The organism is Betaproteobacteria bacterium, assembly GCA_016709965.1.
Lineage (GTDB): Bacteria > Pseudomonadota > Gammaproteobacteria > Burkholderiales > Rhodocyclaceae > Azonexus > Azonexus amarohabitans.
This window is the reverse complement of record JADJLT010000006.1, coordinates 560,884-584,443: the sequence shown is the minus strand read 5'-3', so window position 1 is coordinate 584,443 and position 23,560 is coordinate 560,884. Positions and strand designations below refer to the sequence as shown.

The 23,560-nt window shown below is 56.8% G+C and carries 23 protein-coding genes; 10 read left to right on the top strand and 13 right to left on the bottom strand.

Translation table 11 applies throughout. The features are described 5' to 3' along the window. Nucleotide 1: 1 nt before the first annotated feature. From IPJ12_17310 to IPJ12_17300, 3 genes are all read right to left on the bottom strand, one after another. Entirely contained in the window at nt 2–505 is a 504-nt protein-coding gene (locus tag IPJ12_17310) for a hypothetical protein (GenBank protein MBK7648855.1), read from the bottom strand. Between the two features lie 94 nt (nt 506–599). Beyond that, nucleotides 600–1,841 (bottom strand): NADP-dependent isocitrate dehydrogenase, encoded by a 1,242-nt coding sequence (gene icd / locus IPJ12_17305; protein MBK7648854.1) that lies wholly within the window; start codon nt 1,839–1,841, stop codon nt 600–602. Nucleotides 1,842–2,113: 272 nt separating this feature from the next. Further along, a complete protein-coding gene (locus tag IPJ12_17300) occupies nt 2,114–4,351 on the bottom strand; it encodes an NADP-dependent isocitrate dehydrogenase (GenBank protein ID MBK7648853.1) in 2,238 nt (745 codons plus the stop codon). Nucleotides 4,352–4,575: 224 nt separating this feature from the next. Between IPJ12_17300 and aceK the strand changes: the two genes are divergently transcribed. The 6 genes from aceK to IPJ12_17270 all read left to right on the top strand — a co-directional run bounded on the left by aceK (nt 4,576) and on the right by IPJ12_17270 (nt 11,689). Then, nucleotides 4,576–6,348, top strand: coding sequence for a bifunctional isocitrate dehydrogenase kinase/phosphatase (gene aceK, locus IPJ12_17295; GenBank protein ID MBK7648852.1), 1,773 nt, complete (start codon nt 4,576–4,578; stop codon nt 6,346–6,348). A gap of 54 nt (nt 6,349–6,402) precedes the next feature. Further along, complete coding sequence (locus tag IPJ12_17290) at nt 6,403–7,530, top strand: NAD(P) transhydrogenase subunit alpha (protein MBK7648851.1); 1,128 nt, start codon at nt 6,403–6,405, stop codon at nt 7,528–7,530. Continuing rightward, entirely contained in the window at nt 7,530–7,811 is a 282-nt protein-coding gene (locus IPJ12_17285; protein ID MBK7648850.1) for an NAD(P) transhydrogenase subunit alpha, read from the top strand. Before IPJ12_17290 ends, IPJ12_17285 begins: the two co-directional genes overlap by 1 nt. 2 nt (nt 7,812–7,813) lie before the next feature. Further along, nucleotides 7,814–9,184, top strand: a complete 1,371-nt coding sequence (locus tag IPJ12_17280) for an NAD(P)(+) transhydrogenase (Re/Si-specific) subunit beta (GenBank protein ID MBK7648849.1) — start codon at nt 7,814–7,816, stop codon at nt 9,182–9,184. Between the two features lie 73 nt (nt 9,185–9,257). Next, nucleotides 9,258–10,481 (top strand): hypothetical protein, encoded by a 1,224-nt coding sequence (locus tag IPJ12_17275; GenBank protein MBK7648848.1) that lies wholly within the window; start codon nt 9,258–9,260, stop codon nt 10,479–10,481. A gap of 101 nt (nt 10,482–10,582) precedes the next feature. After that, the gene (locus IPJ12_17270) at nt 10,583–11,689 is read left to right on the top strand and encodes a YeeE/YedE family protein (GenBank protein MBK7648847.1); all 1,107 of its coding nucleotides are present in this window, start codon (nt 10,583–10,585) and stop codon (nt 11,687–11,689) included. 6 nt (nt 11,690–11,695) lie between these two features. On the opposite strand, the gene IPJ12_17265 is transcribed toward IPJ12_17270, so the two are convergent. From IPJ12_17265 to IPJ12_17225, 9 genes are all read right to left on the bottom strand, one after another. Next, complete coding sequence (locus IPJ12_17265) at nt 11,696–12,316, bottom strand: sulfurtransferase (GenBank protein ID MBK7648846.1); 621 nt, start codon at nt 12,314–12,316, stop codon at nt 11,696–11,698. Further along, complete coding sequence (gene soxB, locus IPJ12_17260) at nt 12,313–14,034, bottom strand: thiosulfohydrolase SoxB (GenBank protein MBK7648845.1); 1,722 nt, start codon at nt 14,032–14,034, stop codon at nt 12,313–12,315. The genes IPJ12_17265 and soxB overlap by 4 nt, the downstream gene beginning before the upstream one ends. Before the next feature lie 68 nt (nt 14,035–14,102). Then, a complete protein-coding gene (gene soxX / locus IPJ12_17255; protein MBK7648844.1) occupies nt 14,103–14,750 on the bottom strand; it encodes a sulfur oxidation c-type cytochrome SoxX in 648 nt (215 codons plus the stop codon). 14 nt (nt 14,751–14,764) lie between these two features. Further along, nucleotides 14,765–15,580, bottom strand: a complete 816-nt coding sequence (gene soxA / locus IPJ12_17250; GenBank protein MBK7648843.1) for a sulfur oxidation c-type cytochrome SoxA — start codon at nt 15,578–15,580, stop codon at nt 14,765–14,767. A 71-nt stretch (nt 15,581–15,651) separates the two neighbouring features. Beyond that, the gene (gene soxZ, locus IPJ12_17245) at nt 15,652–15,963 is read right to left on the bottom strand and encodes a thiosulfate oxidation carrier complex protein SoxZ (GenBank protein MBK7648842.1); all 312 of its coding nucleotides are present in this window, start codon (nt 15,961–15,963) and stop codon (nt 15,652–15,654) included. A 148-nt stretch (nt 15,964–16,111) separates the two neighbouring features. Then, the gene (gene soxY / locus IPJ12_17240) at nt 16,112–16,579 is read right to left on the bottom strand and encodes a thiosulfate oxidation carrier protein SoxY (protein ID MBK7648841.1); all 468 of its coding nucleotides are present in this window, start codon (nt 16,577–16,579) and stop codon (nt 16,112–16,114) included. Nucleotides 16,580–16,604: 25 nt separating this feature from the next. Beyond that, nucleotides 16,605–17,651, bottom strand: coding sequence for a c-type cytochrome (locus IPJ12_17235; GenBank protein ID MBK7648840.1), 1,047 nt, complete (start codon nt 17,649–17,651; stop codon nt 16,605–16,607). After that, nucleotides 17,635–18,981: a sulfite dehydrogenase gene (gene soxC, locus IPJ12_17230; GenBank protein ID MBK7648839.1), complete on the bottom strand. Its 1,347-nt coding sequence runs from the start codon at nt 18,979–18,981 to the stop codon at nt 17,635–17,637. Before soxC ends, IPJ12_17235 begins: the two co-directional genes overlap by 17 nt. A gap of 21 nt (nt 18,982–19,002) precedes the next feature. Beyond that, nucleotides 19,003–19,344, bottom strand: a complete 342-nt coding sequence (locus IPJ12_17225; protein MBK7648838.1) for a helix-turn-helix transcriptional regulator — start codon at nt 19,342–19,344, stop codon at nt 19,003–19,005. Nucleotides 19,345–19,532: 188 nt separating this feature from the next. Between IPJ12_17225 and IPJ12_17220 the strand changes: the two genes are divergently transcribed. The 4 genes from IPJ12_17220 to IPJ12_17205 all read left to right on the top strand — a co-directional run bounded on the left by IPJ12_17220 (nt 19,533) and on the right by IPJ12_17205 (nt 22,684). Beyond that, nucleotides 19,533–19,838, top strand: a complete 306-nt coding sequence (locus IPJ12_17220) for a c-type cytochrome (protein ID MBK7648837.1) — start codon at nt 19,533–19,535, stop codon at nt 19,836–19,838. Nucleotides 19,839–19,853: 15 nt separating this feature from the next. Beyond that, entirely contained in the window at nt 19,854–21,128 is a 1,275-nt protein-coding gene (locus IPJ12_17215; protein ID MBK7648836.1) for an FCSD flavin-binding domain-containing protein, read from the top strand. Nucleotides 21,129–21,296: 168 nt separating this feature from the next. Further along, a complete protein-coding gene (locus tag IPJ12_17210) occupies nt 21,297–21,992 on the top strand; it encodes an MgtC/SapB family protein (protein ID MBK7648835.1) in 696 nt (231 codons plus the stop codon). A 167-nt stretch (nt 21,993–22,159) separates the two neighbouring features. Continuing rightward, nucleotides 22,160–22,684 (top strand): DsrE family protein, encoded by a 525-nt coding sequence (locus tag IPJ12_17205; GenBank protein ID MBK7648834.1) that lies wholly within the window; start codon nt 22,160–22,162, stop codon nt 22,682–22,684. 155 nt (nt 22,685–22,839) lie between these two features. On the opposite strand, the gene IPJ12_17200 is transcribed toward IPJ12_17205, so the two are convergent. Continuing rightward, complete coding sequence (locus IPJ12_17200; protein ID MBK7648833.1) at nt 22,840–23,421, bottom strand: cytochrome c4; 582 nt, start codon at nt 23,419–23,421, stop codon at nt 22,840–22,842. Between the last annotated feature and the right edge of the window lie 139 nt (nt 23,422–23,560).

The following is a 23,560-nucleotide window of genomic DNA, read 5'->3' as shown; positions in this document are numbered from 1 at the left end:
GTTACTCGGGCTGGCGGAATTCGTCGTCTATCCAGGCGTTGGCGCTGGCCGGGCTGAGCTTGAAATTCGGCCCGACGCGCACCCTGGCCAGTTGCTCGCCGTCAGCATCTTCGGCGGACAGCGTGGCGTAGGGATCATCTTCATCGGGAACGATGTCGAGATTTATCAAAATTGGCCCGTTTTCCCGGTTGACCGTGAGTTTCTTGTGAAGCTGGGCATGTAGCTGATGTTCGTGCCGGCGCAGGACTTCGGAGGCAGTCTTGATCAGGGTCTGGAAGGCAGAAACGTCGAGCGGCTTCGGGTTTTTCTTGTCGCGCCCCATGGTCCATGGGCCGACCAGCGCCGGCTCCGATTCGCCGTCCTTGATCATGGCGACAGCCCAGCCTTCGTCCTCTTCGTTCTTGATGACGCGGGCAGTCCAGCCGTTGTTGCGCCACAGGCGCGGCTCGTTGATCACGGTGGCTTCTTCAGCCTCGACGGGTTCGTTGATTACATTTTCTGTCATCCCCGAATTGTACTTCCGAGCGGCGCCTCGGCCCGCCCTGGAAATAAAAAGCCCCCTTGCGGGGGCCTCTTTCCAGCCAAATCGTCCAGCGCTACTACATGCGGGCGATCATGGCGTCGCCGAATGCCGAGCAGGACAGCTCCTCGGCCCCGTGCATCAGACGGGCAAAATCATAAGTCACCTGCTTGTCGCCGATGGCGGCTTCCATGGACTTGATGACCAGATTGGCCGCTTCGACCCAGCCCAGATGGCGCAACATCATTTCAGCCGACAGTATCAGCGACCCTGGATTGACCTTGTCCAGACCGGCATATTTCGGCGCCGTGCCGTGGGTCGCTTCAAAGCAGGCGTATTGATCGGAGATATTGGCGCCCGGGGCAATACCGATGCCGCCGACCTGCGCCGCCAGCGCGTCGGAGATGTAGTCACCATTCAGGTTGGTGGTGGCGATGACGTCGTACTCGGCCGGACGCAGCAAAATCTGCTGCAGAAAGGCATCGGCAATGGAGTCCTTGACGGTGACTTCGCGGCCGGTATTCGGGTTGGTGAAATGGCACCACGGTCCGCCGTCAATCAGCTCGGCGCCGAACTCTTCCTGCGCCACCTTGTAGGCGATGTCACGGAACAAGCCTTCGGTGAATTTCATGATGTTGCCCTTGTGCACGATGGTCAGCGACTTGCGGTCGTTGGCGATAACGTACTTGAGCGCGGCACGGACCAGACGGGTCGTGCCTTCGATGGAAATCGGCTTGATGCCGATGCCGGAGGTCAGCGGAAAACGGATCTTCTTGACGCCCATTTCGTCCTGCAGGAACTTGATGACCTTCTTGGCCTGTTCCGAATCAGCGGCCCACTCGACGCCGGCGTAGATGTCCTCGGTGTTCTCGCGGAAGATGACCATGTTGGTCAGCTCGGGATGCTTCAACGGCGACGGTACACCCTTGAAATACTGCACAGGACGGACGCACTGGTAAAGGTCAAGCTCCTGACGCAGCGCCACGTTCAGCGAGCGGATGCCACCGCCGACCGGCGTCGTCATCGGCCCCTTGATGGAGACCGAATATTCCTTCAGCGCATCGAAGGTTTCCTTGGGAAACCACTCGTCCGGCCCATAGATGCGGGTGGATTTTTCGCCGGCAAAAACTTCCATCCAGTGGATTTTCCGGGCGCCACCATAAGCCTTGGCCACGGCAGCGTCGATGACCTTGATCATGACCGGCGTGATGTCGATGCCGATCCCGTCACCTTCGATGAAGGGGATGATCGGATTGTCCGGGGTAGCCTGCCCCGGAACGATTTTCGAACCACCTTGCGGAACCGTGATGTGAGATGTCATATCCACTCCTTGCCTAGTTTTCAGATGGGCAGTCAGCCGCGTGCGCCATTGACCTGCAACACCCGACGCAAGCCTCTGGCACCGGGCAGTAAAAGGAATTATGTCGCAAAACCGCAACCGGTGTCAGCCATTTAGCCGGTTGGCAGACGATCCGGCAAACATTCGGCTTTGCTGCGGTCAACCGGAAAAAATGCCCCAAAATAAAAAAGCGAAGACCAGATCGGCCTTCGCTTTTTTTATCCGGCGCTCAAATGCCGGGAAAGTTGGCTCGCTTAGATGCGGGCAGCCTTCAGCGCTGCATTCAGCGTCGGGCTCGGACGCATGATCGCCTTGCACTTGTCCGCATCAGCCTTGTAGTAGCCACCGATATCGACCGGACGGCCTTGCACCGACTTCATTTCGGCAACGATCTGGGCTTCATTGTCGGTCAGGCTCTTGGCCAGCTTGGCGAAGTGAGCTGCCAGTTCGGCATCTTCCTTCTGCGCAGCCAACTCTTGCGCCCAGTACATGGCGAGGTAGAACTGCGAACCGCGGTTGTCCAGCTCACCGGTCTTCGGCGACGGCGACTTGTTGTTGTCGAGCAGTTTGCCAGTGGCAGCATCGAGGGTCTTGGCGAGCAGAATGGCGCTCTTGTTGCCATCCTTGATGCCCTGCTCTTCCAGGGAAACGGCAAGGGCCAGGAATTCGCCGAGCGAATCCCAGCGCAGGTGGTTTTCCTGCGTCAGCTGCTGCACGTGCTTCGGAGCAGAACCACCGGCACCGGTTTCGTACATGCCGCCACCGTTCATCAGCGGAACGATGGAGAGCATCTTGGCCGAGGTGCCCAGTTCCATGATCGGGAACAGATCGGTCAGGTAGTCGCGCAGGATGTTGCCCGTCACCGAAATGGTATCGAGGCCGCGGGCGACACGTTCCAGCGTGAAACGCATGGCACGAACCTGGGACATGATCTGGATGTCGAGACCGTTGGTGTCGTGCTCCTTGAGGTACGTGACGACCTTCTTGATCAGTTCGTTCTCGTGCGGGCGATAGGCATCCAGCCAGAAGATGGCTGGCGTGTTGGACTGACGGGCACGGGTGACGGCCAGCTTGACCCAGTCGCGGATCGGCGCATCCTTGACCTGGCACATACGCCAGATGTCACCGGCTTCGACGTTCTGCGTCAGCAGCACTTCGCCAGTCGCGTTATCGACGATGTTGGCGATGCCGGCTTCGGTGACTTCGAAAGTCTTGTCGTGTGAGCCGTATTCCTCGGCCTGCTGGGCCATCAGGCCAACGTTCGGCACAGTGCCCATGGTCTTCGGATCGAAGTTGCCATGCCATTTGACGAAGTTGATCATCTCCTGGTAGATGCGGGCAAAGGTCGATTCCGGCATGACGCACTTGCTGTCGTACTGCTTGCCGTCAGCGCCCCACATCTTGCCGCCCTGACGAATCATGGCCGGCATGGAAGCGTCAACGATGATGTCGTTCGGTGAATGGAAGTTGGTGATGCCCTTGGCCGAGTCAACCATGGCCAGACGCGGGCGATGTTCCTGGCAGGCGTGCAGATCGCGGATGATCTCGTCACGCAGGGATTCCGGCAGGGTCTTGATCTTCTCGTAGAGGTCGACCATACCGTTATTGACGTTGATGCCCAGCTCGGCGAAGGTCTTGGCGTGCTTCTCGAAAGCGTCCTTATAGTAGATCTTGACGCAGTGGCCGAAGACGATCGGGTGCGAGACCTTCATCATCGTTGCCTTGACGTGCAGCGAGAAAAGGATACCGGCTTCGCGGCAGTCTTCCAGCTGGGCTTCGTAGAAGTCGCACAGCGCCTTCTTGCTCATGAACATGGAGTCGATGATTTCGCCTTCGAGCAGCGAGAGCTTCGGCTTCAGCACGGTGGTTTTACCACCCTTGGCGATCAGTTCCATACGAACTTCACGGGCCTTGTCGAGAGTCATCGACTTTTCGCCGTGATAGAAGTCACCAGTTTCCATATGGGAAACATGGGTTTGTGACCACTGCTTCCATTCACCCATGGAGTGCGGACGCTTACGGGCGTAATTCTTAACGGCCATCGGTGCGCGGCGATCGGAGTTGCCTTCGCGCAGCACCGGGTTAACGGCAGAACCGAGACACTTGCCGAAGCGGGCTTTAAGCGCCTTCTCTTCGTCGGTGTTGGCGGCTTCAGGATAATCGGGGATGGCGTAGCCTTTTTCCTGCAGTTCCTTGACGCAGGCTTTCAACTGAGCAACCGACGCGCTGATGTTCGGCAGTTTGATGATATTGGTTTCTGGCAGCAGGCAGCGTTTACCCAACTCGCCCAGGGTATTCGGTACTTTCTGGTCATCCTTGAGGAATTCGGAAAACTCGGAGAGAACACGAGCCGACACAGAAATGTCGGCCTTCTCGATCTCGATACCGGCCGGTGAAGTAAAGGTGCGGACGATCGGCAGGAATGCGCACGTCGCCAACAGCGGCGCTTCATCGGTCAGCGTGTAAATGATTTTTGACTTTCCACCAGCCATGTATATCCCCTTGCGTTGGATTGAATTATTAGGGCCGAAGAAGTATTGGCCCGTTTGTGAACCACTCTGCAATAGCAAAACAAGAAGAGTATCGCCCCCGCTGTATCGCAGTCAACGGAACGCAATTCCGGATCGCGGGCCGGGGCTCCATTTCCTAGTCGTTTCCGGGGCTTAGATGCATTGGGCAGTGCTAAAATTTGCCCCTGCATTTGCGATACCGGACCATGAAAATATCTGTAGGCCTTTACGGCACCAACGCGCATCAGATCGCCCTGGCCATGATTCAGGGCTTCAACAAGCACTACACGCTGTTTCGTCAAACCAGCCGCGAAGCCAAAACACGTTTTGAACATGGCGATTGGCTGGGCGTACACAAGGCGGTAAAGGAACGCATCCGCTTCTACGATGATCGGGTCGATGAATGCGTTGAACGTCTGCGCCATGAATTCGATGCCCAGAGTATTGATGATACGACCTGGCAGCAGGTCAAGCTGCTCTACATCGGTCTGCTACTCAACCACAAACAGCCGGAACTGGCCGAGACCTTCTTCAACTCGGTGACGACCAAGATCCTGCACCGCAACTATTTTCACAACGATTTCATTTTTGTCCGCCCCAGCATCTCGACGGAAAACATCGAAGGTGACGATACCCAGACCTACCGCAGCTATTACGCCAAGGAAGACGGCCTGCGCGGCGCCATCGGCAAGATCATTGCGGATTTCAACTGGCATCGGCCATTTGCCGACCTTCCCCGCGATGTCGACTATGTTTATGAGGCCGTCTGCCGCTACTTGAATGGGATGCCGACCCGCGAGGTCAATTTCCAGATCCAGGTACTAGGCTCGGCGTTTTACCGCAACAAGGCGGCTTACATCATCGGCAAGGCAATCAACGGCGCCAGCGAATACCCGTTTGCCATTCCGGTGCTGCATGATGAAGACGGCAAACTGTTTCTCGACACCATCCTGCTTGATGCGTGGCGAATTGGTTTGTTGTTCTCGCTATCCCGCGCCTATTTCATGGTCGATATGGAAGTGCCGTCCGGCTATGTGCAGTTCCTGCGCTCCATCCTGCCCAACAAGCCGCGCTCGGAGCTCTACATCATGCTCGGCCTCGGCAAGCAGGGAAAAACGATGTTCTTCCGCGACTTCATTTATCACCTGCATCATTCGGAAGACAAATTCATCATGGCGCCCGGCATTCGCGGCCTGGTCATGCTGGTTTTCACACTGCCTTCCTACCCCTACGTTTTCAAGATCATCAAGGATGTCTTCGGCGCCTCGAAAAACATGGATCGCGCGACGGTCAAACGAAAATTCATGATGGTCAAGCAGGTCGACCGCGTTGGCCGCATGGCTGACACGCTGGAATTTTCCAATGTACTTTTCCCGCTCAATCGCTTTGACGACGAAGTCCTGCAAGAACTGCAAACCCTTGCACCATCCTGCTTCGAAATTGACGGCGAGCAGTTGATCATCAAGCACCTTTACATTGAGCGCCGAATGGAACCGCTCAACATCCATCTCGATCGCATGGAGCGCTCGAACAACATTGACGGGTTGGAACACGCCATCAAGGAATACGGTAGCGCCATTCGGGAAATGGCCCAGGCCAACATCTTCCCCGGCGACATGTTGTGGAAGAATTTTGGTGTTACCCGCTTTGGTCGCGTCGTCTTTTACGACTACGACGAAATCGAATACATGACCGATTGCAGCTTCCGGCGCATACCGCCAGCCCCCGACTTCGAGACCGAAATGTCCGGCGAAATCTGGTATGCCGTGGGCAAAAACGATGTTTTCCCCGAGGAATTCAGCACCTTTCTGCTGGCGTCACCCATCCTGCGCAAAATATTCCATAAGCACCATGCCGACCTGCTGTCCCCAAAATTCTGGCAAGATTCGCAACAGAAAATCCGAGATGGTCATGTCGAAGACTTTTTCCCCTACCCGCAGGAACTACGTTTCTGTAACACCCCACTTGTCACAGACTGACAAAAAAACACAACATACACGGGATATTTCCCCATTCAATCTGGAGTAACCAGCATGCCGCTAACCATCGCGGTTGTCAGAGAGCGCGCGCCGGGCGAAAGTCGGGTAGCGCTCGTTCCCGAGACTGCCAAAAAATTTGCCGCCCTCGGCGCACTGCTTCGCATGGAGCAAAGCGCCGGTATTGAAAGCCACATGCTGGATTCGGCTTACCCCGAAGTCACCATGGTCAATGGCATCAACGAAGCCTATGGCGCGGCCCAAGTTGTCATGCGGGTAACCCCGCCGAGCGTGGAAGAAATTGCCGCCCTGCCGGAAGGGTCGATCCTCATTGGGCTGCTGAAACCGTTCGAAGACAAAGCCCGTCTTGCCGCGCTCAACGCCCGCAAGATTACGGCCTTTGCCCTCGAACTGTTGCCGCGCATTTCGCGTGCCCAGAGCATGGATGCGCTGTCCAGCCAAGGCGCCTGCGCCGGCTACCAGTGCGGCCTGATCGCCGCTGCCCGCTGCACCAAGTTCTTCCCGATGCTGACCACGGCCGCGGGCACTATCCGTCCGGCCCGCGTTCTGGTCATTGGCGCGGGGGTTGCCGGCCTGCAAGCCATCGCCACCTGCAAACGCCTCGGCGCCATGGTCGAAGCCTATGACGTTCGCTCTGCCGCCCGTGAGCAAATCGAATCCCTGGGGGCAAAATTCGTCGATACCGGCGTTCATGCGGATGGCACCGGCGGATACGCCCGTGACCTGACCGACGAAGAAAAAGCCCAGCAAACCGAGAAACTCGCCAAGGCAGTCGCCCTGTCAGATGTCGTTATCACGACAGCCGCCATCCCCGGCAAGAAAGCCCCCATCATCATCACCACCGACATGATCGCCCGTATGAAATACGGCGCCATCATTGTCGACATGGCCGCCGAATCCGGCGGCAATTGCGCGCTGACTCAACCGGGCGAACATGTCGTCGCCAACGATGTCAACATTCACGGCCCGCTCAATCTGCCATCACGCATGCCGACCCATGCCTCGGAGCTGTACGCCAAGAACCTCTACAACTTCCTGTCACCATGGATCAAGGACGGCGAACTCGTCATCGACTGGAGCGACGACGTCGTCGCCGGCACCCTGCTGTGCAAGGACGGCGCCACCGTCCACGCCACTGTCAAACAAGTTATGGGAGAAGCCTGATGGACGGCCTGCTCGCTTTATATATCTTCATGCTCGCCGCCTTCACCGGCTACGAGATCATCGCCAAGGTGCCGGTCATCCTGCACACGCCACTGATGTCGGGTTCCAACTTCGTGCACGGCGTCGTCGTCGTGGGCGCCATGATCATGCTCGGGTCGGCTGATACGCCGATCCAGCAAGCCATCGGATTCTTCGCGGTTGCCCTCGGCGCAGCCAACGCCGCCGGCGGCTACGTCGTTACCGAGCGCATGCTTGCCATGTTCAAGAAGAAGGAGGGCTGAACATGACGATGCCACTTTACGTCCAGGGTGCCTGGTTCATCGGCGCTGCATTGTTCATCTTCGGTCTGAAGGGCATGAGCTCACCGGCCAGTGCTCGCAAGGGCATCGTCATCGCCGGCTACGGCATGCTGATTGCCATCGCCGGCACCTTCCTGGTCCCGGGTCTCAAGAACATCGCGCTGATGGTTGCTGCACTCGGCATCGGTGGCGCTGCTGCCTGGATCTCCGGCAAAAAGGTCAAGATGACCGACATGCCACAGATGGTTGCCATCTACAACGGCATGGGCGGCGGTGCGGCTGCAGCCATTGCCGCCATCGAGTTTGCGAAGGGTGATGCCCATAGTATGGCAACCACGGTACTGGCCGTCATCGGTGCGCTGATCGGGGCAGTCTCCTTCACCGGATCCTGCGTTGCCTGGGCCAAGCTACAGGGAGTGCTCAAGAAAGCGCATCGCCTGCCGGCCCAGAATGCAGTCAATGTCTTGTTGGCGCTGTTCGCCGTTGGCCTGGGTGGTGCCATGCTGGTCCTCGCCCCGGCCCAACCGGAACTGATTTTCGGCTTCTTTGCCGTCGCCCTGATCCTTGGCCTGATCGTCACCCTGCCCATCGGCGGGGCCGACATGCCGGTGGTAATCTCGCTGTTCAATGCCTTTACTGGTCTGGCTGTGGGCTTCGAAGGCTATGTGCTGGGCAACCCGGCGCTGATTATCGCCGGCATTGTTGTCGGTGCAGCCGGCACCTTGCTGACACAGCTGATGGCGAAGGCGATGAATCGGCCGATCTCAAACATTCTGTTCACACCCATGGTGGCGACGGGGGCTGGCGAAGCGATCAGCGGCACAATGAAGGAACTGGGCGCTCTTGATGCAGCTGCCATGATGCATTATGCCAGCAAGGTCATCATCGTGCCGGGTTACGGCATGGCCGTGGCGCACGCTCAGCACAAAGTATGGGAAATGACCTCCATCCTTGAAGAGTCTGGCGTCGAGGTGAAATTCGCCATTCACCCAGTAGCCGGCCGCATGCCCGGCCACATGAACGTGTTGCTGGCCGAAGCTGGCGTACCTTATGACAAGATTTTCGATCTTGAGGAAATCAACGGCGAGTTTGGCCAGGCCGACGTGGCACTGATCATCGGTGCCAACGACGTGGTCAATCCGAGTGCGCGCACCGACAAGTCCAGCCCGATTTACGGTATGCCCATCCTTAATGCCGACATGGCCCAGAACGTCATCGTAATCAAGCGCGGCAAGGGCACGGGATACTCCGGCGTGGAGAATGCGCTGTTCTATACTGACAACTGCCGTATGCTCTATGGTGACGCCCAGCCGATGGCCGGGGAGATCATTCAGCATCTTAAAGCAATGGGGTGAATCCGATTATTGACTATGCCAAAAGTAGCAAAAACCGTACAATCCGGCACATTCATAGCTTAGGGAATTGCCAATGAGGCGCATTGACGATCTCTTGATCTGGCTGACCGCTGCCAGCGGTCTGGGACTTTGGCTCTGGTCGATGGCGGTGGGCCCGGTTTCTGCGCACTTTTTTGTCGTCCTTGCCGGCATGATAATTGGCACGAGTCTGCTCTCGCTGAGCGAACGAAAGCGCTGGAAATCGCGCCAGAAAGGCCACTTTGTTGAATTGCAGGACGTCATGTCGGAATATCATGTGCTATCCGATGAAGCAATGTCGCATGCCGAACTTCAATTCACATCGCTCGAGAATGACATGCGTGAAGCGCAGGAAATCATTCGCGCTTCTGTCAGTAAAATTTCTGGCAGCCTGACCGGTCTCGAATCGCAATCCTCCGACCAGCGACAAATCCTGCGTTCGCTCATCGACCAGATGCTGCAAATGACAACGTCCGAAAGAACTGAGGTGCAAGGACAAGTCAGCCTGCAGCGCTTCTTTGATGAAACCAATGTACTGATCGCTGAATTTGTCAGCAAGATGTCGCAACTGCAAACCACCAGCCAAGGCATCGCCCAAAGTTTTGAACAGATGCAGAACCGGGTGTCGACAATTACCCGATCGCTGAACGACATCGCCGGCATCACCAAGCAGACCGACCTGCTGGCCCTCAATGCTGCAATCGAGGCGGCACGAGCCGGCGAAGCCGGCCGCGGATTTGCCGTGGTTGCCGACGAAGTGCGCAATCTTGCCGCCCGCACTGGCGAATTCAACGTCGATATTCGCAAATCACTGACAGAAATCGTGAACTCGCTGCAGGAAGTCGGCGTGCGTATCGCCGATGCAACCAACATCGACATGAGCCTGGCCGAGAAGTCGCGTTCGACGCTCCATGAATTAGGCACCGAATTGCTTGAACTGACCGGCAAGGCCCGCAGCCACTCCGACCACATCACGGCCATCACCGAGCAAATGCACAGCCTGACGCAAGAAGGCGTGATGGCGATGCAGTTCGAGGACATCGTGACTCAGATGATGTCGCGAATCAGCCAGCGCACCATCAACGTCGGTGAGTACATGCACGCTTTCCTTGCGCTGCAGCACGACAACGAATCGGATGGTCTGCAGCGTTTCCGCAAGCGTAGCCAGAAACTGGTGCAATTGCTGGTCGACTCTCACGTCAAGGGTGATGCCGTTAACTCATCCAATGCCGGCCAACATGCCAAGGACAGCAGCAACGGCGATATTGAACTATTCTGATGGAAAGGCTTGGTTTGCAGCGACGCTAAAGAGAAAACTTTCTCTGTACGCTGGAAGCAACGGCTACTCCCACGGTCAACCGGAATTTTTGGCCAAAACTGATGGACTTGAACAACCTGATCGAAGCCCTCGGCGAGAAGACCAGCATCACGCTGGCCGGCCTGACGATCGGCATTTTTTTCGGGATTTTTGCCCAGCGTTCAAGATTCTGCCTCCGCTCCGCCGTCGTTGAATTCTGGAATCGGAGCGGCTGCGACAAATTAGCGGTATGGCTTTTCGCTTTTTCAGCCGCCGTTGTTACCACGCAACTCTTCATTACCCAGAGCTGGCTCGATGTCTCGCAAGCGAGACAACTCGCGACCAAAGGCAGCCTGTCTGGCGCATTGGTGGGCGGTCTGCTTTTCGGCATCGGCATGATTCTGGCACGTGGATGCTCGTCCCGCATGCTGGTCCTTGCCGCCAACGGAAATCTGCGTGCATTGCTGACCGGACTCATTTTTGCCGTTAGCGCCCAAACCTCACTGAGCGGCTCGCTTTCGCCGCTGCGCACTTGGGTTTCCGGCTGGCTAACCATTGATGGCGGCACCAGCCGTGACCTCCTCGCCACCCTGCATCTGGGCAACGCCGGAGGACTGGTTTTTGGCCTCGCCTGGATGGCAGCGGCAATTCATTTCGCCCGCCGCGCCAAGCTCGCTCCGCGTGAATGGTTTGGCGGCATCGGCGTTGGCATTACGGTTGCAGTGGCCTGGCTGACCACCTATCAGATCGGTACCCAATCATTCGAAATTACCCCGGTGCAGAGCCTGAGCTTTACCGGTCCGTCAGCCGACGTGCTGATGCTGGTGCTGTCGCCACCTGGTCAACCTTGGGATTTCAATATCGGACTGGTTCCTGGCGTCGTGCTCGGATCGTTCCTCGCAGCGCTGTGGGGTCGGGAACTCAAGCTGGAAGGCTTCAAGGACGGGCACAGTATGCGACGCTACCTGGCGGGTGCCGTTTGCATGGGTTTCGGCGGCATGCTGGCCGGTGGCTGTGCCGTCGGTGCCGGCGTATCCGGTGCTGCGATTTTTGCGCTGACCGCCTGGATTGCGCTGATTGGCATGTGGGTGGGTGCCGGGCTGACAAACGCCTTGATCGACCGCCCTGCGCCCCAAGAAAAATCGGCAACGCTCGCAATGAACGTTGCCGACTCTCTCGTTCAGCCCTGAAACAGGTTATTGCGGGAAATACATCTTTGCCTTGTCCAGCTTGTAACTCCAAGGCAGGCCAGCATTCTTCCAGCCATTGACCGCACGCTGCCCAGCCTTCGGGCCCTCCTTGGCCATATCCCCTTCGAAGCCTTCGGCGACCCCATAGACTTTCGTGTAACCGGACATCAGCAGGCGATCCTGGGCCTTGGCACTGCGATCGCCGGAGCGGCATATAAGGATGATGGTAGCGTCCTTGCTCAACCCCATGCCTTTCAGACGGCGTTCCAGTTCAGGCACGAAATCCGAGTTCGGATCGAGCTTGTAACTGCCGCGTTTTTCGTCCCAGTCGCTCATGATTTCTGCGTGCTCGACATAGGGCACCAAGGCATCGACATCGATCGGTTCGCCGACGTACATCGCTTCTGCGCGGGTTCGAATGTCAAAGAAGGCAACACCTTTCGGGTCCTTCTTCTTCATGTCGTAGGCTTGCTGCGGCGTCAGGTAGAGGCCAATCTTTGACTTCTTGACCTCCGGCAGCTTGTCCCAGTCGGTAGAGCCCGGCGCCCAGTCGGCCGCGAAGCTCAGCGAAGACAAGGCCAGCAGACCGACCATCAGCAGGCCGTCAAATTTTAATTTTGTTTTCATGCAATCCCCGGATTGTTAGCCGCGCCCTTAAGCGTCGGCAGGTTGAGATTGACCGGCTTGACGGTCTTGATGTCACGTAGATATTTTGCCACGACATCCCAGATTGGCTCGCCTGAATTCTTCGCCTCTTCCGAGACGGGTGCCCAGCCGGCGACCTTGTAGGTTTTGGCCGGATCAATCAACTGACCGCGCAACATCATGTTCTGGATGCGACTGCCCATTTTTGCCGTCGGGTCGCAGGTGTATTGCAGGCCGCCGACGCGCACCATATCGCCCCCCTGCTGGTAATACGGATCGGGATTGAACAGGTTGTCGCAGACGTCCTCGAGCACCGTCTTGATCATCTCGCCACTCATGTTGGTCACGGTCGACCATGGATAGGTAATGGCCGTCTGATCGAGCACATGTTCCATCAAGATAGGCTGGCCGGGCAGGAGTGAAGTGCCCCAGCGGAAGCCGGGCGAGAAGGCAATTTCAGCGTCCTTGACCTTGAGCAGTGCATCGAGAATGACCTGATCGAAGGTGCCATTGAAATTGCCACGGCGATAAAGCAGCCCTTCAGTAACCGCCAGCTTTTCGTTGAGTTTCGACAGGTACGGTGCACGCGCCTTGTCGATCAGCGCCTGCATGTCCTGGTCGGCCGGCAGCAGATTGGCGAAGACCGGCAGCAGTTTGTAGCGGAAATCGGCAATCTTGCCGTTCTTGACGTCAAAATCGAGCACACCGAGGTACTTGCCGTTGGAGCCGGCATTGGTCACCAGCGTCTGGCCGCCGGCATTCTTGACGACAACAGGAGCCGGTACGCCATCGTGCGTATGGCCGCCGAGGATGGCATCGATGCCTTTGACGCGCGAAGCCATTTTGAGGTCGACGTCCATACCGTTATGCGAGAGCACGACAACGACCTGCGCGCCGGCAGCGCGGGCTTCGTCGACCGTCTTCTGCATGTTTTCTTCCTGGATGCCGAAGCTCCAGTTCGGCGTTTGCCAGCGCGGGTTGGCAATCGGCGTATAGGGGAAGGCCTGGCCAATGATGGCAACCGGCACACCGTTCATCTTCTTCATGACGAAAGGTTTGAAGACGGGGTCTCCGAAGTCGTTGGTCTTGACGTTCTGGGCGACGATATCAATGTGACCGGCGAAATCCTTCTCCTCGATTTCCTTGACGCGAGCCTCGCCGTAGGTCGATTCCCAGTGCAGGGTCATGACATTGACGCCGAGCGCCTTGCAGGCATCGACCATATCCTGCGCGTTGGACCATAGCGCCGTACCGGAACCTTGCCAGGTGTCGCCGCCATCAAGCAACAACGCGCCGGGACGGTTGGCCTTCATGCGTTTGACCAGCGTTGCCAGATGGGCGAAGCCGCCGACCTTGCCATAGGTTTCGGCGGCTTTTTCGAAATTCAGATAGGTGTAGGCATGTGCTTCAAGGGTGTTGGGCTTGAAGCCAAAGTGCTTGAGCAAGTTGGCGCCGACCAGGTGAGGCACCTTGCCGAACTGATCGCCGAACCCAAGATTGACGTTTGGCTCACGGAAATAGATGGGCAGCAACTGAGCATGGCAGTCGGTAATGTGCAGCAGGCTGACGTTGCCGAATTTTGGCAAATCGTACAACTTGGCTGCGCCTTTCTCGGCCAGCGCAAATTCGCTGTGCAGTGACATGCCCCCGGCCGCCGCAACGGCCATGACCTGAAGAAACTCCCGACGATTCATGCTCATTTTTTATCCTTGAAAAAGGCCGGCCAGTTTCCCGGCCGGCGCATTTGCGAAAACTCGTCAGGCGAGTTCTAGTCTTTGTTGACCGGCGATTCCGGGTCGATCAGGAAAGCCACGATGTGGGTAATTTGCTCCGGCGTCAGCCAGCTGTGCAGACCAAAACGCGGCATGTTGGTGCAGGCGGTGATGGAATTCGAGTTATAGACCTTGTCATAGACGTACTTGATGGTCTCCTCCGAATTGCCGCGAATCGTGCCGAAATGCTGCAGGCTCGGACCAATCGTGCCGTACGCCAGCTCCTTCTTCGCCAATTGATGACAGGCGTAGCAATTGCCGCCGCGCAGCTTGCCGGCCGAATCGGGCTGAATGAAACCGATGTGGCCACCAGTCCCGACGGCCGCCAGCTTTTCGCCTTCCTTCCAGTCACCGATCAGCTTGCCTTCTACTGGGTAACGGATGGTTGCCTTGTTGGCTTTTTCCAGCTGCTCGCCGATCTTGCGCGGCGGGTTGTCGCGGTACAGGCCACAGGTCTTCATCGTCTCATCCTGCTCCAGCCGGCTCATCCAGTACTTCGGATTGTCGGCACGGAACGAGTCGCGGAACATCTGCTCGGCTTCCTTGGCGTATTTTCCACCCGGCGCATCAACAGGTTTTTGCGCAATGGCCGGCGCGGCGATTCCTACGGTCAACCCGAAAAAAAGGGCAAATTTGAAATTCATGGTCATCCCCTTTTTCAGCGCTTGATGCCCGGCGTTTCCATGACGGTGCCGGTCGCATTCTTTTGCAGATAGGTTTCCAGCGCGATCACGGAATCCGCCAGGTAGTTCGGCTCAGGCCAGCGCGCCTGGCGCATGCAGTCGATCAGGCGACGCTGCATGGTCCATACCGTCCCTTGCGAAACACGGTAGGACGGCCAGGTTTTCATCGCTGTGCCGGCGCCGTCTTTGGTCGTCAGGTTGCCCAGATCCTGCAGGCGGATGCGCTTCCCTTCCTGACCGTGGCAGATCGCACAGGAAAAGTCCTGCGGGCCGGAGCGACGGTAAAAAATGTACTCACCCATCTTGTACATCTTGGCTTCTTCCGGATGTTTCGCCGGCACATTGATTGGTTTGCCATTGGACTTGGTGCCGATATAGGTAACCAATGCCTCAATGTCCGAATCCTTGCCCGGCTTCGAATACCACTGCTTGGTGGCTTCGGCCTGGGTCAGGCCCTGCAGGGTCATCATGCAATAAACCAGGCGGGACTCGACGTCCATGACCTTGCCGGTATCCTTGAAATACATGGGCAGTGCTGCATAAGCACCTTCCAGCTGGCCCGGCCCCTGGCCCATGTCACATTGTTCGAGCGAGGCATTTTTCGGGCCGCGCTTTTCCTTCCAGATACCTTCGCCCTTGAGTTCGAACAGATCGGCCGGATTGCCATCGGCCAGCGCCTCCCGGTATTTCGCCAGTTCGTCGGCCACCTTGCTATCCTGGGCTGCGACTCCACTGGCAAAGCCGGCAATAACTGCCACGCCAAGCAATGTTTTTATCGTACGTCGGATCATGAATACTCCTCCACGGGGTAAATGCAATGGCAGAAGCGATCTACGCCGCTTCCCTGCCATTGGTCGGACTATCAGGCGATGGCAGCTTCATCGGAACGGGTGTCGCCCTTGGTGTCTTTCCAGTTCACCACGATCTTGTCGCCCTTGGCACCACCCTTGAACTTGAAGGCCAGGTACGGGTTTTTTGACACAGATGGCCCGAACTCGCAGCTCAGCACGACCTTGTCATTGTGCTTGGCGGTCAGCTCGGTAATGAACCAGGCCGGCACGATGGCGCCAGCGGAGTCCTTGCGCTGGCCGGTTTCCATTTCGTGGCTGACCAGCACTTTCACTTCAGTAACGCCGTCCTTGTTGGCGGCGCGGATTTTCATTGGATTGCCCATGTTTCTATCTCCTTAATTCAATGTATGAAAACGGGGAACGAAGCGTCGCGAGCGATGACAGGACGAGGTGCGTTTGCGAGACAGTGCAATCTGCACGGCGAGCAAGCGCAACGAAGTCATGTCGAGCGCAGTAGCTTCGAACCCGTTTTTAGCCGCCGCAGCCGCCCAGCGTGACTTTGATTTCCTTGGTCGCCACGAAGAACTTGCCGTCCGACTTGACCAGCGCGTAGATGTTCGAGGTCTGGCCCATCTTGACGCGGGTCTGGACGCTGGCTTCGGTGCCTTCCGGCAGGACGAAAGTCGCGGCCAGCGCATTCGGGTTCTTCTCGATCAGGATGGCGACCATCGTCACGTTGGGCAGCGTTGACGCCACACCCACCGGAACAACAGCGCCGTTTTCAGCGATGTCCGGGCCAGTCACCTGAACGTCCTTGCTGTCTGTCGGCGAGGCGGCGCCCAGAGCCTTCAGCGTATCGGCCATGCTCTTGGCGTCAAAAGCGGTCTTGTTCCACTCAGCCAGGGCCATACCGGGGGTGATGATGCCCGCAGCAGCAAGAACGCTCATCAGGGCAGCGCCCGAACTTGCCTTCAGTACATTGCGACGTTGATTGTTCATAACTTCTCCTCTGTAGAAATTGGAATTACTTGGAACCGGACAGAATCCACTGAACCAGTGTTTTCAAATCCTCGTCTTTCACATGACTGTTGGGTGGCATCGGGACCGAACCCCAGACGCCCTGCCCGCCAGCCTTGACCTTTGCAATGAGCCGTGACTCGGCATCTGTCTGCCCCTTGTAGCGCGTAAAAACTTCGTTGTAGCCGGGACCGACGATCTTGCTCTTGACACCATGACAGGCCATGCAACCGCTCTTGGTCGCCAGTTCAAGGGTACCGGCATCGGCCGCCTTCTTGGCGGCTTCGGGGCCGAGTGTCTGGGTTCCACGAACCGGGCCGAACGAACGATTCTGGTCGCGCAATTCGCCATGCGCCGTGCGGGCATACTCCGGCAAGGTCGAGCCGATCAGCACTTCGGGCTTGCAATTCTTCATGCAGGCCTTGTTCTGCGTATCCGGCTTGCCACCGTTACCGATCCCGCCCTTGGCTGCCGAAGCGCCCGGCCACAGGCCATGGTCGGTGGTCATGCCGTTACGGTTGGGTAACAGCTTCTGGACGTCACCGATATTTTTGTCGGACAGTACGAAGTCAGCCGGCACCATTTCCGACAGGTTCAGCAGATAGGCCAGAATGGCGTAAACGTCGTTCGGCTTCAGCGACTTTGGTGCCGTCCACGGCATGGCACGCTGGATGTAGTCAAAGACCGTCGAAATCGTTGCCACCTTGGTGAAGGTAGTACGTTGCGGCAGTTCACCGGAAGACAGCCCCTTGACGCGACCAGTGGTCATATCGTCCTTGGAAGTACCACCAACCAACGGGGTGAATACTTCGTTCGACTCGCCGAAGGTACCGTGGCACGTAGCACACTTTTCCTCGAACAAGGTCTGGCCTTGATCCACCGAGCCCGATCCCTTGGGCAATCCCTTGAAGTCCGGACGGACATCGATGTCCCAAGCCTTCACTTCAGCCGGCGTCGCCGGGCGACCGACGCCCTGATAGTTCTCAAAGGCGAATGCTGCGGTCGACGCGGAAAAAAGGGCAAAAACGAAAAGCGGTTTAGAGAACCTGAACATTGCTGACCTCCCCGCTTTCGATAACCTTCCAGGATTGAATGGCGTTGTTGTGATAGATCGACTTGGTGCCGCGCACCTTGCGCAACTGGCCGTAGCTCGGCTGGACAAAACCGGTTTCGTCCATCGCCCGCGATTGCAGGATGGCTGGTTTGCCGTCCCACACCCAGTTGGTGTTGAAACGGGTCAGCGCCTTGTTCTGAATCGGCCCTTCGAGGCGCGCCGTCTGCCAGTTGATGCCGCCGTCGAACGAAACATCGACCTGCTTGATCTTGCCGCGGCCGGACCAGGCAAGGCCAGAAACATTGTAGAAGCCCTTGTCGAGCAGCGTCTGGCCACCAGACGGCGTGGTAATTACTGACTTGGCTTCCTGAATCGAGCTGTACTGGCGATGCAGGCCGCTCGGCAGGAGGTCGATGTAATGCACCGCCTCGTCCTTGGTCGCGTAGGGCTTGTCACCGACTTCGATGCGACGCAGCCACTTGACCCACGACACGCCCTGCACGCCCGGCACCACCAGGCGCAGCGGGTAGCCGTTTTCCGGGCGCAGCATTTCGCCGTTCTGGCCGTAGGCGACCATCACTTCGCCGGACTCGACCATTTCCATGGGAATGGTGCGCGTCATTGAGGAACCATCAGCCCCTTCAGCCAGCACGTAGCGCGCCTTCTTGTAATCGACCCCACAGTCGTCGAGCAGATATTTCAACGGCACGCCAGTGAATTCCGAACACGACAGCATGCCATGGGTGTATTGCACGGTCGGCACGGCGACATTGCCCCACTCCAGCCCCGTATTGGCGCCGCATTCGATGAAATGAATACGCGACGCCGAGGGCAGGCGCATCAATTCATCCATCGTGTAAACCTTGGCCTTCTTGATCAAGGAATCATCGGAACCGTTGATCATCAGGCGATGTCTGGAAGGATCGATGTCATGCCAGCCCTGGTGATGGCGTTCGAAATGCAGGCCGGACGGCGTGATGATGCCGAACAGCCCCTGCAACGGGCAGAACGACACAGATGCGCCGCCAACGCGGGCCAGACCGGGCGATTCACGACGCACCAACTGGCTTTCGTACTTGGACGGCACGCCATACGGGTTGGTGGCCACCGGCTGTCCGAGCGAGGTCGTCCATGGCGGATTTTGCAGAATATTAGGGTCGCCTTCAGCCGCCCGCCCGGCTATCGGTGCAGCCATTGCTGCGCCGGCTGCCAGCAGGCTCTTGCGCAGAAAATCACGCCGGCCGGCAGCGACGGCCTTGACCTGATCTTCCGACAGGAAGTTCTCCGGTGCGGGCCGCAGACGCCCCGGTTGATTGACGATATCGCCCATACGAATAATCCCCTCCGATTATTAAACGTCAGTACTGAAATTCACCGCCGACACACCAAGCTGATCACCCAGATCGCGGCTGGCCACCGTGATGCTGACCACGCGACAGATGTCGACAAAATTTGGATCAATGACGCGGTACATCACGGAACTTCCTTCACGCCGACGATCAACCATGCCTGCACGATAGAGAATGTTCAGATGCCGCGAGATATTGGCCTGTGTCAGTCCAATCTTTTCCACAACCTCATGTACGGGACGCTCGTCAGCACACAGGCAGGAAAGGATGCGCAAACGCGTCGGATCAGCCAGCAATCCGAAGTAATGCGCCACCTGCTCGAAGACTTCCAGTGTCTCGTCCATTGTTGTTTTTTGATTTCAATCAATCTTCAATCTATAACTACATACTTATATCGTCAACTACTAATATTGTTGCGTTGCAGCATGCAATTTGCGCCAAAGGTCTATAACCTTGAAGCCAAGCCGACACAAAACATGACACATAAATTCGGCGATATGACCTATCGAAAACCATTAGAGGAGGTGTCTCGATGAAACTGTTTTCCCCCTTGGTAGCCCTTTGTCTGCTGGCCTCGGCCAGCGCTTCGCAGGCAGCTGATCCTTACTTGGCACGCAACCTTGCAGCGACCTGCGCCAACTGTCACGGGACCAACGGCAACGCCGTCAAAGGCTCCGGCATGGACGCACTGGCCGGCATGGAGAAGGCCAAAATTCTGCAAAAACTGGCCGAATTCAAGAGCGGCGACAAGCCCGCTTCGGTCATGCACCAGATCTCGAAAGGCTACACCGATGGCCAACTTGATCTGATTGCCGGCTATTTCGCCGCACAAAAATAAGGGGAGACGACCATGATGCTGATGAAAAGACGCGATTTCCTGAAAATTGGTGCGGCAGCCGGCGCAATGGCCACGCTTTACGGCTGTGCCGGCGGCGGCAAGGCCAGCGGCCATGTGGTCGTCGTTGGTGGCGGCTACGGCGGCGCTACCATTGCCAAATACCTGCGCATGTGGAGCGAGGGCGGCGTGCAGGTCACATTGATCGAACGCAATCCCACCTTCATTTCCTGCCCGATTTCCAACCTGGTGATCGGCGGTCTGAAGACCATGGAAGACATCACCGTCAGTTACGACGGTCTGAAGAGCAAATGGGGCGTCCGCATCGTTCAGGATGAGGTTACTGCGGTCAACCCGGAAAAACGCTCGATTTCCCTAAAGTCCGGCGGCACGATGAGCTACGACCGCCTGGTTCTGTCACCCGGCGTTGATTTCATGTTCGACCAGATTCCCAATCTGAATAACGCAGACGCGCAGTCCAAGATTCTCCACGCCTGGAAAGCCGGCGCGCAAACCATCGCCCTGCGCAAACAGCTGGAATCGATGAAGGACGGCGGCACCTACGCCATCGCCATCCCCCGTGCCCCCTACCGCTGCCCGCCAGGCCCCTACGAGCGCGCCAGTCTGGTGGCCGATTACTTCAAGAAAAACAAGCCAAAATCCAAAGTGGTCATTCTCGACGCCAACGAAGATGTCACCTCCAAGAAGGGCCTTTTCACCAAGGCCTGGAAGGATCTTTACAGTGGCATCCTCGAATACCGCAATAACAGCGAGGTCAAGGACGTCGATGTCGCGACCAATACCGCGATCATGGAATTCGATAAGTTCAAGGCCGATGTACTGAACGTCATCCCGCCACAACGCGCAGGCAACATCTCGACCCAATCCGGATTGAAGCTGATCAACAACCGTTGGGTGGATATCAACTGGCTGACGATGGAATCGACCAACACGCCAGGCGTTCACGTGCTGGGCGATGCCGTATTCCCGGCGCCGACCATGCCAAAATCCGGCCACATGGCGAACCAGCACGGCAAGCTCGCCGCCGCTGCAATCCTCAACCTGTTGTCAGGCCTGGAGCCCAATCCGGAGCCAATGCTGATGAACACCTGTTACAGCTTTGTCGACGCCAAGAATGTGATCCACGTGGCGTCCGTGCACCATTACGACGCCGCCACCAAGACTGTGCAACCGGTCAAAGGCGCCGGTGGCGTATCGGCTGCCCGCAACGAACTGGAAGCCAAGGTCGCCCTCGGCTGGGCCAAGAACATCTGGGCCGATATGCTGACCTGATGGGCTGAGAGCATCTCGCAAAAGCCGCTCACGCGGCTTTTTTTCGCCCTGATTTCATTCAGCCACACGACCGAACTCCTGCCGCACACTGTTTGCAAGTTGTTCTGCTGCATTCATGCAGACAAAACGTTATGCTTTGGATAAATAACGAAAAAAATGAGGTGGGAGATGTTCGATCACGAGTTTGTCAGCACCATCCTCAGGCTATCGCTGGCGCTATTCGCAGGGGGGATTGTCGGCATTGAGCGAAGTTATCACGGACGCTCGGCTGGATTCCGGGAGCATACCCTGGTGTGCGTTTCCGGTTGCCTCCTGATGCTGCTGGCCGAGTTTCAGCCGACACACATTGCCGGCATTGATCATCCTGGCATATTTCTGGATCCTACCCGAATGGCCCAAGGGGTCATGACCGGCATCGGTTTTCTTGGCGCTGGCGCGATTATCAAGGATGGGCCGGCAATTCGTGGTTTGACGACCGCTGCATCCATCTGGATGATTTCCGCGATTGGCATCATGATCGGCATGGGCTACTTTGTCGCAGCGGCTGCATCGACCTTCGCTACGCTCAACATCAACTATGTTTTCCGGCTCATCGAAAGTCGAATTTCAACGGAAAACTATGCGCATCTGCAAGTACGTTTTTCCCGAGATGAGGTCATTTCAGATAGTGCGCTACAGACGCTGATTATCAATTTGGGCTATTCAGTCTCCGGCATCACCTACGCACTGATTGGTGAAGGCAAATTGTTCGAATACCAGATGACTGTGAAAACAGTGCTCAAGGAGCGCTTCCACCCTCTTTCCCAGAAACTTCTGGAAATGCCGGAGGTAAAAGAATTCTCGATATCCCCACGGGGTGAATAAAGACGGCGAATGCACAGCATTCGCGCGCAATAGCCATTCAGTTGTAGAAAAATCAACCACCGCTTGACCACCGCATAAGGGTGTTTGTTGTACATCACGAAATTTTCGTAGCTCGATATCTTATGGCGGACAAAAGCCGAGCTGAAAACCAATTCTAGGAGAGCCTCATGTTTAGAAAATTGCTTGGTAGTTTGCTGCTCTGTGCAACAGTCGCATGGGCGGGCCCGGATGCCCCTTCAAAGTTCGATGATTCACCGCTGGGCGGACAAAAAACCGTTTATCAATTCAATTTTGAAAAACCGGAAGATTTGTATCAGGCACTGGGTTATATCAATAATCAATTGAGCGGCCTGAAGGAGTTTGGTGATATCAAGCAATCGCATATCGTCATGGTGGCCCATGGCAATGAGTTACATATGCTGTCACGTCTGAATCGAGCCGCTTATCCCGATATCTATGATCGACTTAAATTGCTGACGGACCAAGGGGTAACGCTACGCGTTTGCCGCAACGCCGCGAAGTTTCGGGGGTACAAGCCTAGCGACTTCTATGATCTGGTGACTGTCGTTCCTGCCGCCATGACTGATCTCGCCATGTGGCAAAAAAAAGGTTACTCCTACATTTCCGGCGCGGTAATCAATCGCAGCAAGCGTAGCGAGTTCCTGGAAAAACATCCGGAAATCATCGACTGATAATTCCCGGGCGCCGACGTGTTGGTGATCGGACCATGATTCAAATCTGATCGCAGCACAAGGCGGTGTGACAGCCTGGATTTACGACGAATAAGCCCCTTCTCAAATCAAAAGGCCGCCAAACTGGCGGCCTTTTGACATTCGGCATTTCGTTATTAATCCAGCGTCGAAATGTATTCCGCCACCGCATGCGTCTCAAGCTCCGATAACTTGGAGGCGATGGTATGCATGACCGCGTTATCGTTGGTCCGTTCGCGCTTGTTGAACTGCTTTAGCTGATCCTCGATATAGCGCGGGTGTTGTCCGGCCAGACGTGGCAATTGCGGCGTGCCAAGCCCCTTGACACCATGACAGGTCGAGCAAGCCGGCAAGCCGGTGAACTGGTTGCCGCGACTGAAAATGTATTTGCCGACCGCCAGAAGTTCCGGATCTCTGGCCGGACGCGGACCCACCACTTTTGACTGGAAGAAGGCACCCAGCGACTTCATCTCGGCAGGTGTCAATTCTTCAGCCTGCGGTTTCATCGTATCGCTGTTCCGTTTGCCCGACTTGAAATCTGCCAATTGCTTCGCGATGTAATCTGCGTGCTGGCCAGCCAAGCGTGGAAAAACCGGGCTGGCCGACTCTCCTTCCAGTCCATGGCAGAGAAAGCAACGCCCGGAAACAATTTCCTCAGCGCGGGCCAGATCAGCTTTTTCTTCAGCCCTCCCCTGTGTCGAGATCAGGAGCGCCAGCATGCTTCCAGCCAGCAGAAAACTTATTTTTTGTCTCAACGGTCTCCCCTTTCATGTACAAGATCGATACATTATTAAATAGTAATTCGCTTACGCTACACTTTCAATGAAGGGGCGACGCGAACGTAGTATGGCGCCTATA

What these genes read in the sequence shown, in the direction of transcription:
- IPJ12_17310 (MBK7648855.1), bottom strand. Translation starts at nt 505, where the DNA reads ATGACAGAAAATGTAATCAACGAACCCGTCGAGGCTGAAGAAGCCACC.
- icd (MBK7648854.1), bottom strand. Translation starts at nt 1,841, where the DNA reads ATGACATCTCACATCACGGTTCCGCAAGGTGGTTCGAAAATCGTTCCG.
- IPJ12_17300 (MBK7648853.1), bottom strand. Translation starts at nt 4,351, where the DNA reads ATGGCTGGTGGAAAGTCAAAAATCATTTACACGCTGACCGATGAAGCG.
- aceK (MBK7648852.1), top strand. Translation starts at nt 4,576, where the DNA reads ATGAAAATATCTGTAGGCCTTTACGGCACCAACGCGCATCAGATCGCC.
- IPJ12_17290 (MBK7648851.1), top strand. Translation starts at nt 6,403, where the DNA reads ATGCCGCTAACCATCGCGGTTGTCAGAGAGCGCGCGCCGGGCGAAAGT.
- IPJ12_17285 (MBK7648850.1), top strand. Translation starts at nt 7,530, where the DNA reads ATGGACGGCCTGCTCGCTTTATATATCTTCATGCTCGCCGCCTTCACC.
- IPJ12_17280 (MBK7648849.1), top strand. Translation starts at nt 7,814, where the DNA reads ATGACGATGCCACTTTACGTCCAGGGTGCCTGGTTCATCGGCGCTGCA.
- IPJ12_17275 (MBK7648848.1), top strand. Translation starts at nt 9,258, where the DNA reads ATGAGGCGCATTGACGATCTCTTGATCTGGCTGACCGCTGCCAGCGGT.
- IPJ12_17270 (MBK7648847.1), top strand. Translation starts at nt 10,583, where the DNA reads ATGGACTTGAACAACCTGATCGAAGCCCTCGGCGAGAAGACCAGCATC.
- IPJ12_17265 (MBK7648846.1), bottom strand. Translation starts at nt 12,316, where the DNA reads ATGAAAACAAAATTAAAATTTGACGGCCTGCTGATGGTCGGTCTGCTG.
- soxB (MBK7648845.1), bottom strand. Translation starts at nt 14,034, where the DNA reads ATGAGCATGAATCGTCGGGAGTTTCTTCAGGTCATGGCCGTTGCGGCG.
- soxX (MBK7648844.1), bottom strand. Translation starts at nt 14,750, where the DNA reads ATGAATTTCAAATTTGCCCTTTTTTTCGGGTTGACCGTAGGAATCGCC.
- soxA (MBK7648843.1), bottom strand. Translation starts at nt 15,580, where the DNA reads ATGATCCGACGTACGATAAAAACATTGCTTGGCGTGGCAGTTATTGCC.
- soxZ (MBK7648842.1), bottom strand. Translation starts at nt 15,963, where the DNA reads ATGGGCAATCCAATGAAAATCCGCGCCGCCAACAAGGACGGCGTTACT.
- soxY (MBK7648841.1), bottom strand. Translation starts at nt 16,579, where the DNA reads ATGAACAATCAACGTCGCAATGTACTGAAGGCAAGTTCGGGCGCTGCC.
- IPJ12_17235 (MBK7648840.1), bottom strand. Translation starts at nt 17,651, where the DNA reads ATGTTCAGGTTCTCTAAACCGCTTTTCGTTTTTGCCCTTTTTTCCGCG.
- soxC (MBK7648839.1), bottom strand. Translation starts at nt 18,981, where the DNA reads ATGGGCGATATCGTCAATCAACCGGGGCGTCTGCGGCCCGCACCGGAG.
- IPJ12_17225 (MBK7648838.1), bottom strand. Translation starts at nt 19,344, where the DNA reads ATGGACGAGACACTGGAAGTCTTCGAGCAGGTGGCGCATTACTTCGGA.
- IPJ12_17220 (MBK7648837.1), top strand. Translation starts at nt 19,533, where the DNA reads ATGAAACTGTTTTCCCCCTTGGTAGCCCTTTGTCTGCTGGCCTCGGCC.
- IPJ12_17215 (MBK7648836.1), top strand. Translation starts at nt 19,854, where the DNA reads ATGCTGATGAAAAGACGCGATTTCCTGAAAATTGGTGCGGCAGCCGGC.
- IPJ12_17210 (MBK7648835.1), top strand. Translation starts at nt 21,297, where the DNA reads ATGTTCGATCACGAGTTTGTCAGCACCATCCTCAGGCTATCGCTGGCG.
- IPJ12_17205 (MBK7648834.1), top strand. Translation starts at nt 22,160, where the DNA reads ATGTTTAGAAAATTGCTTGGTAGTTTGCTGCTCTGTGCAACAGTCGCA.
- IPJ12_17200 (MBK7648833.1), bottom strand. Translation starts at nt 23,421, where the DNA reads ATGCTGGCGCTCCTGATCTCGACACAGGGGAGGGCTGAAGAAAAAGCT.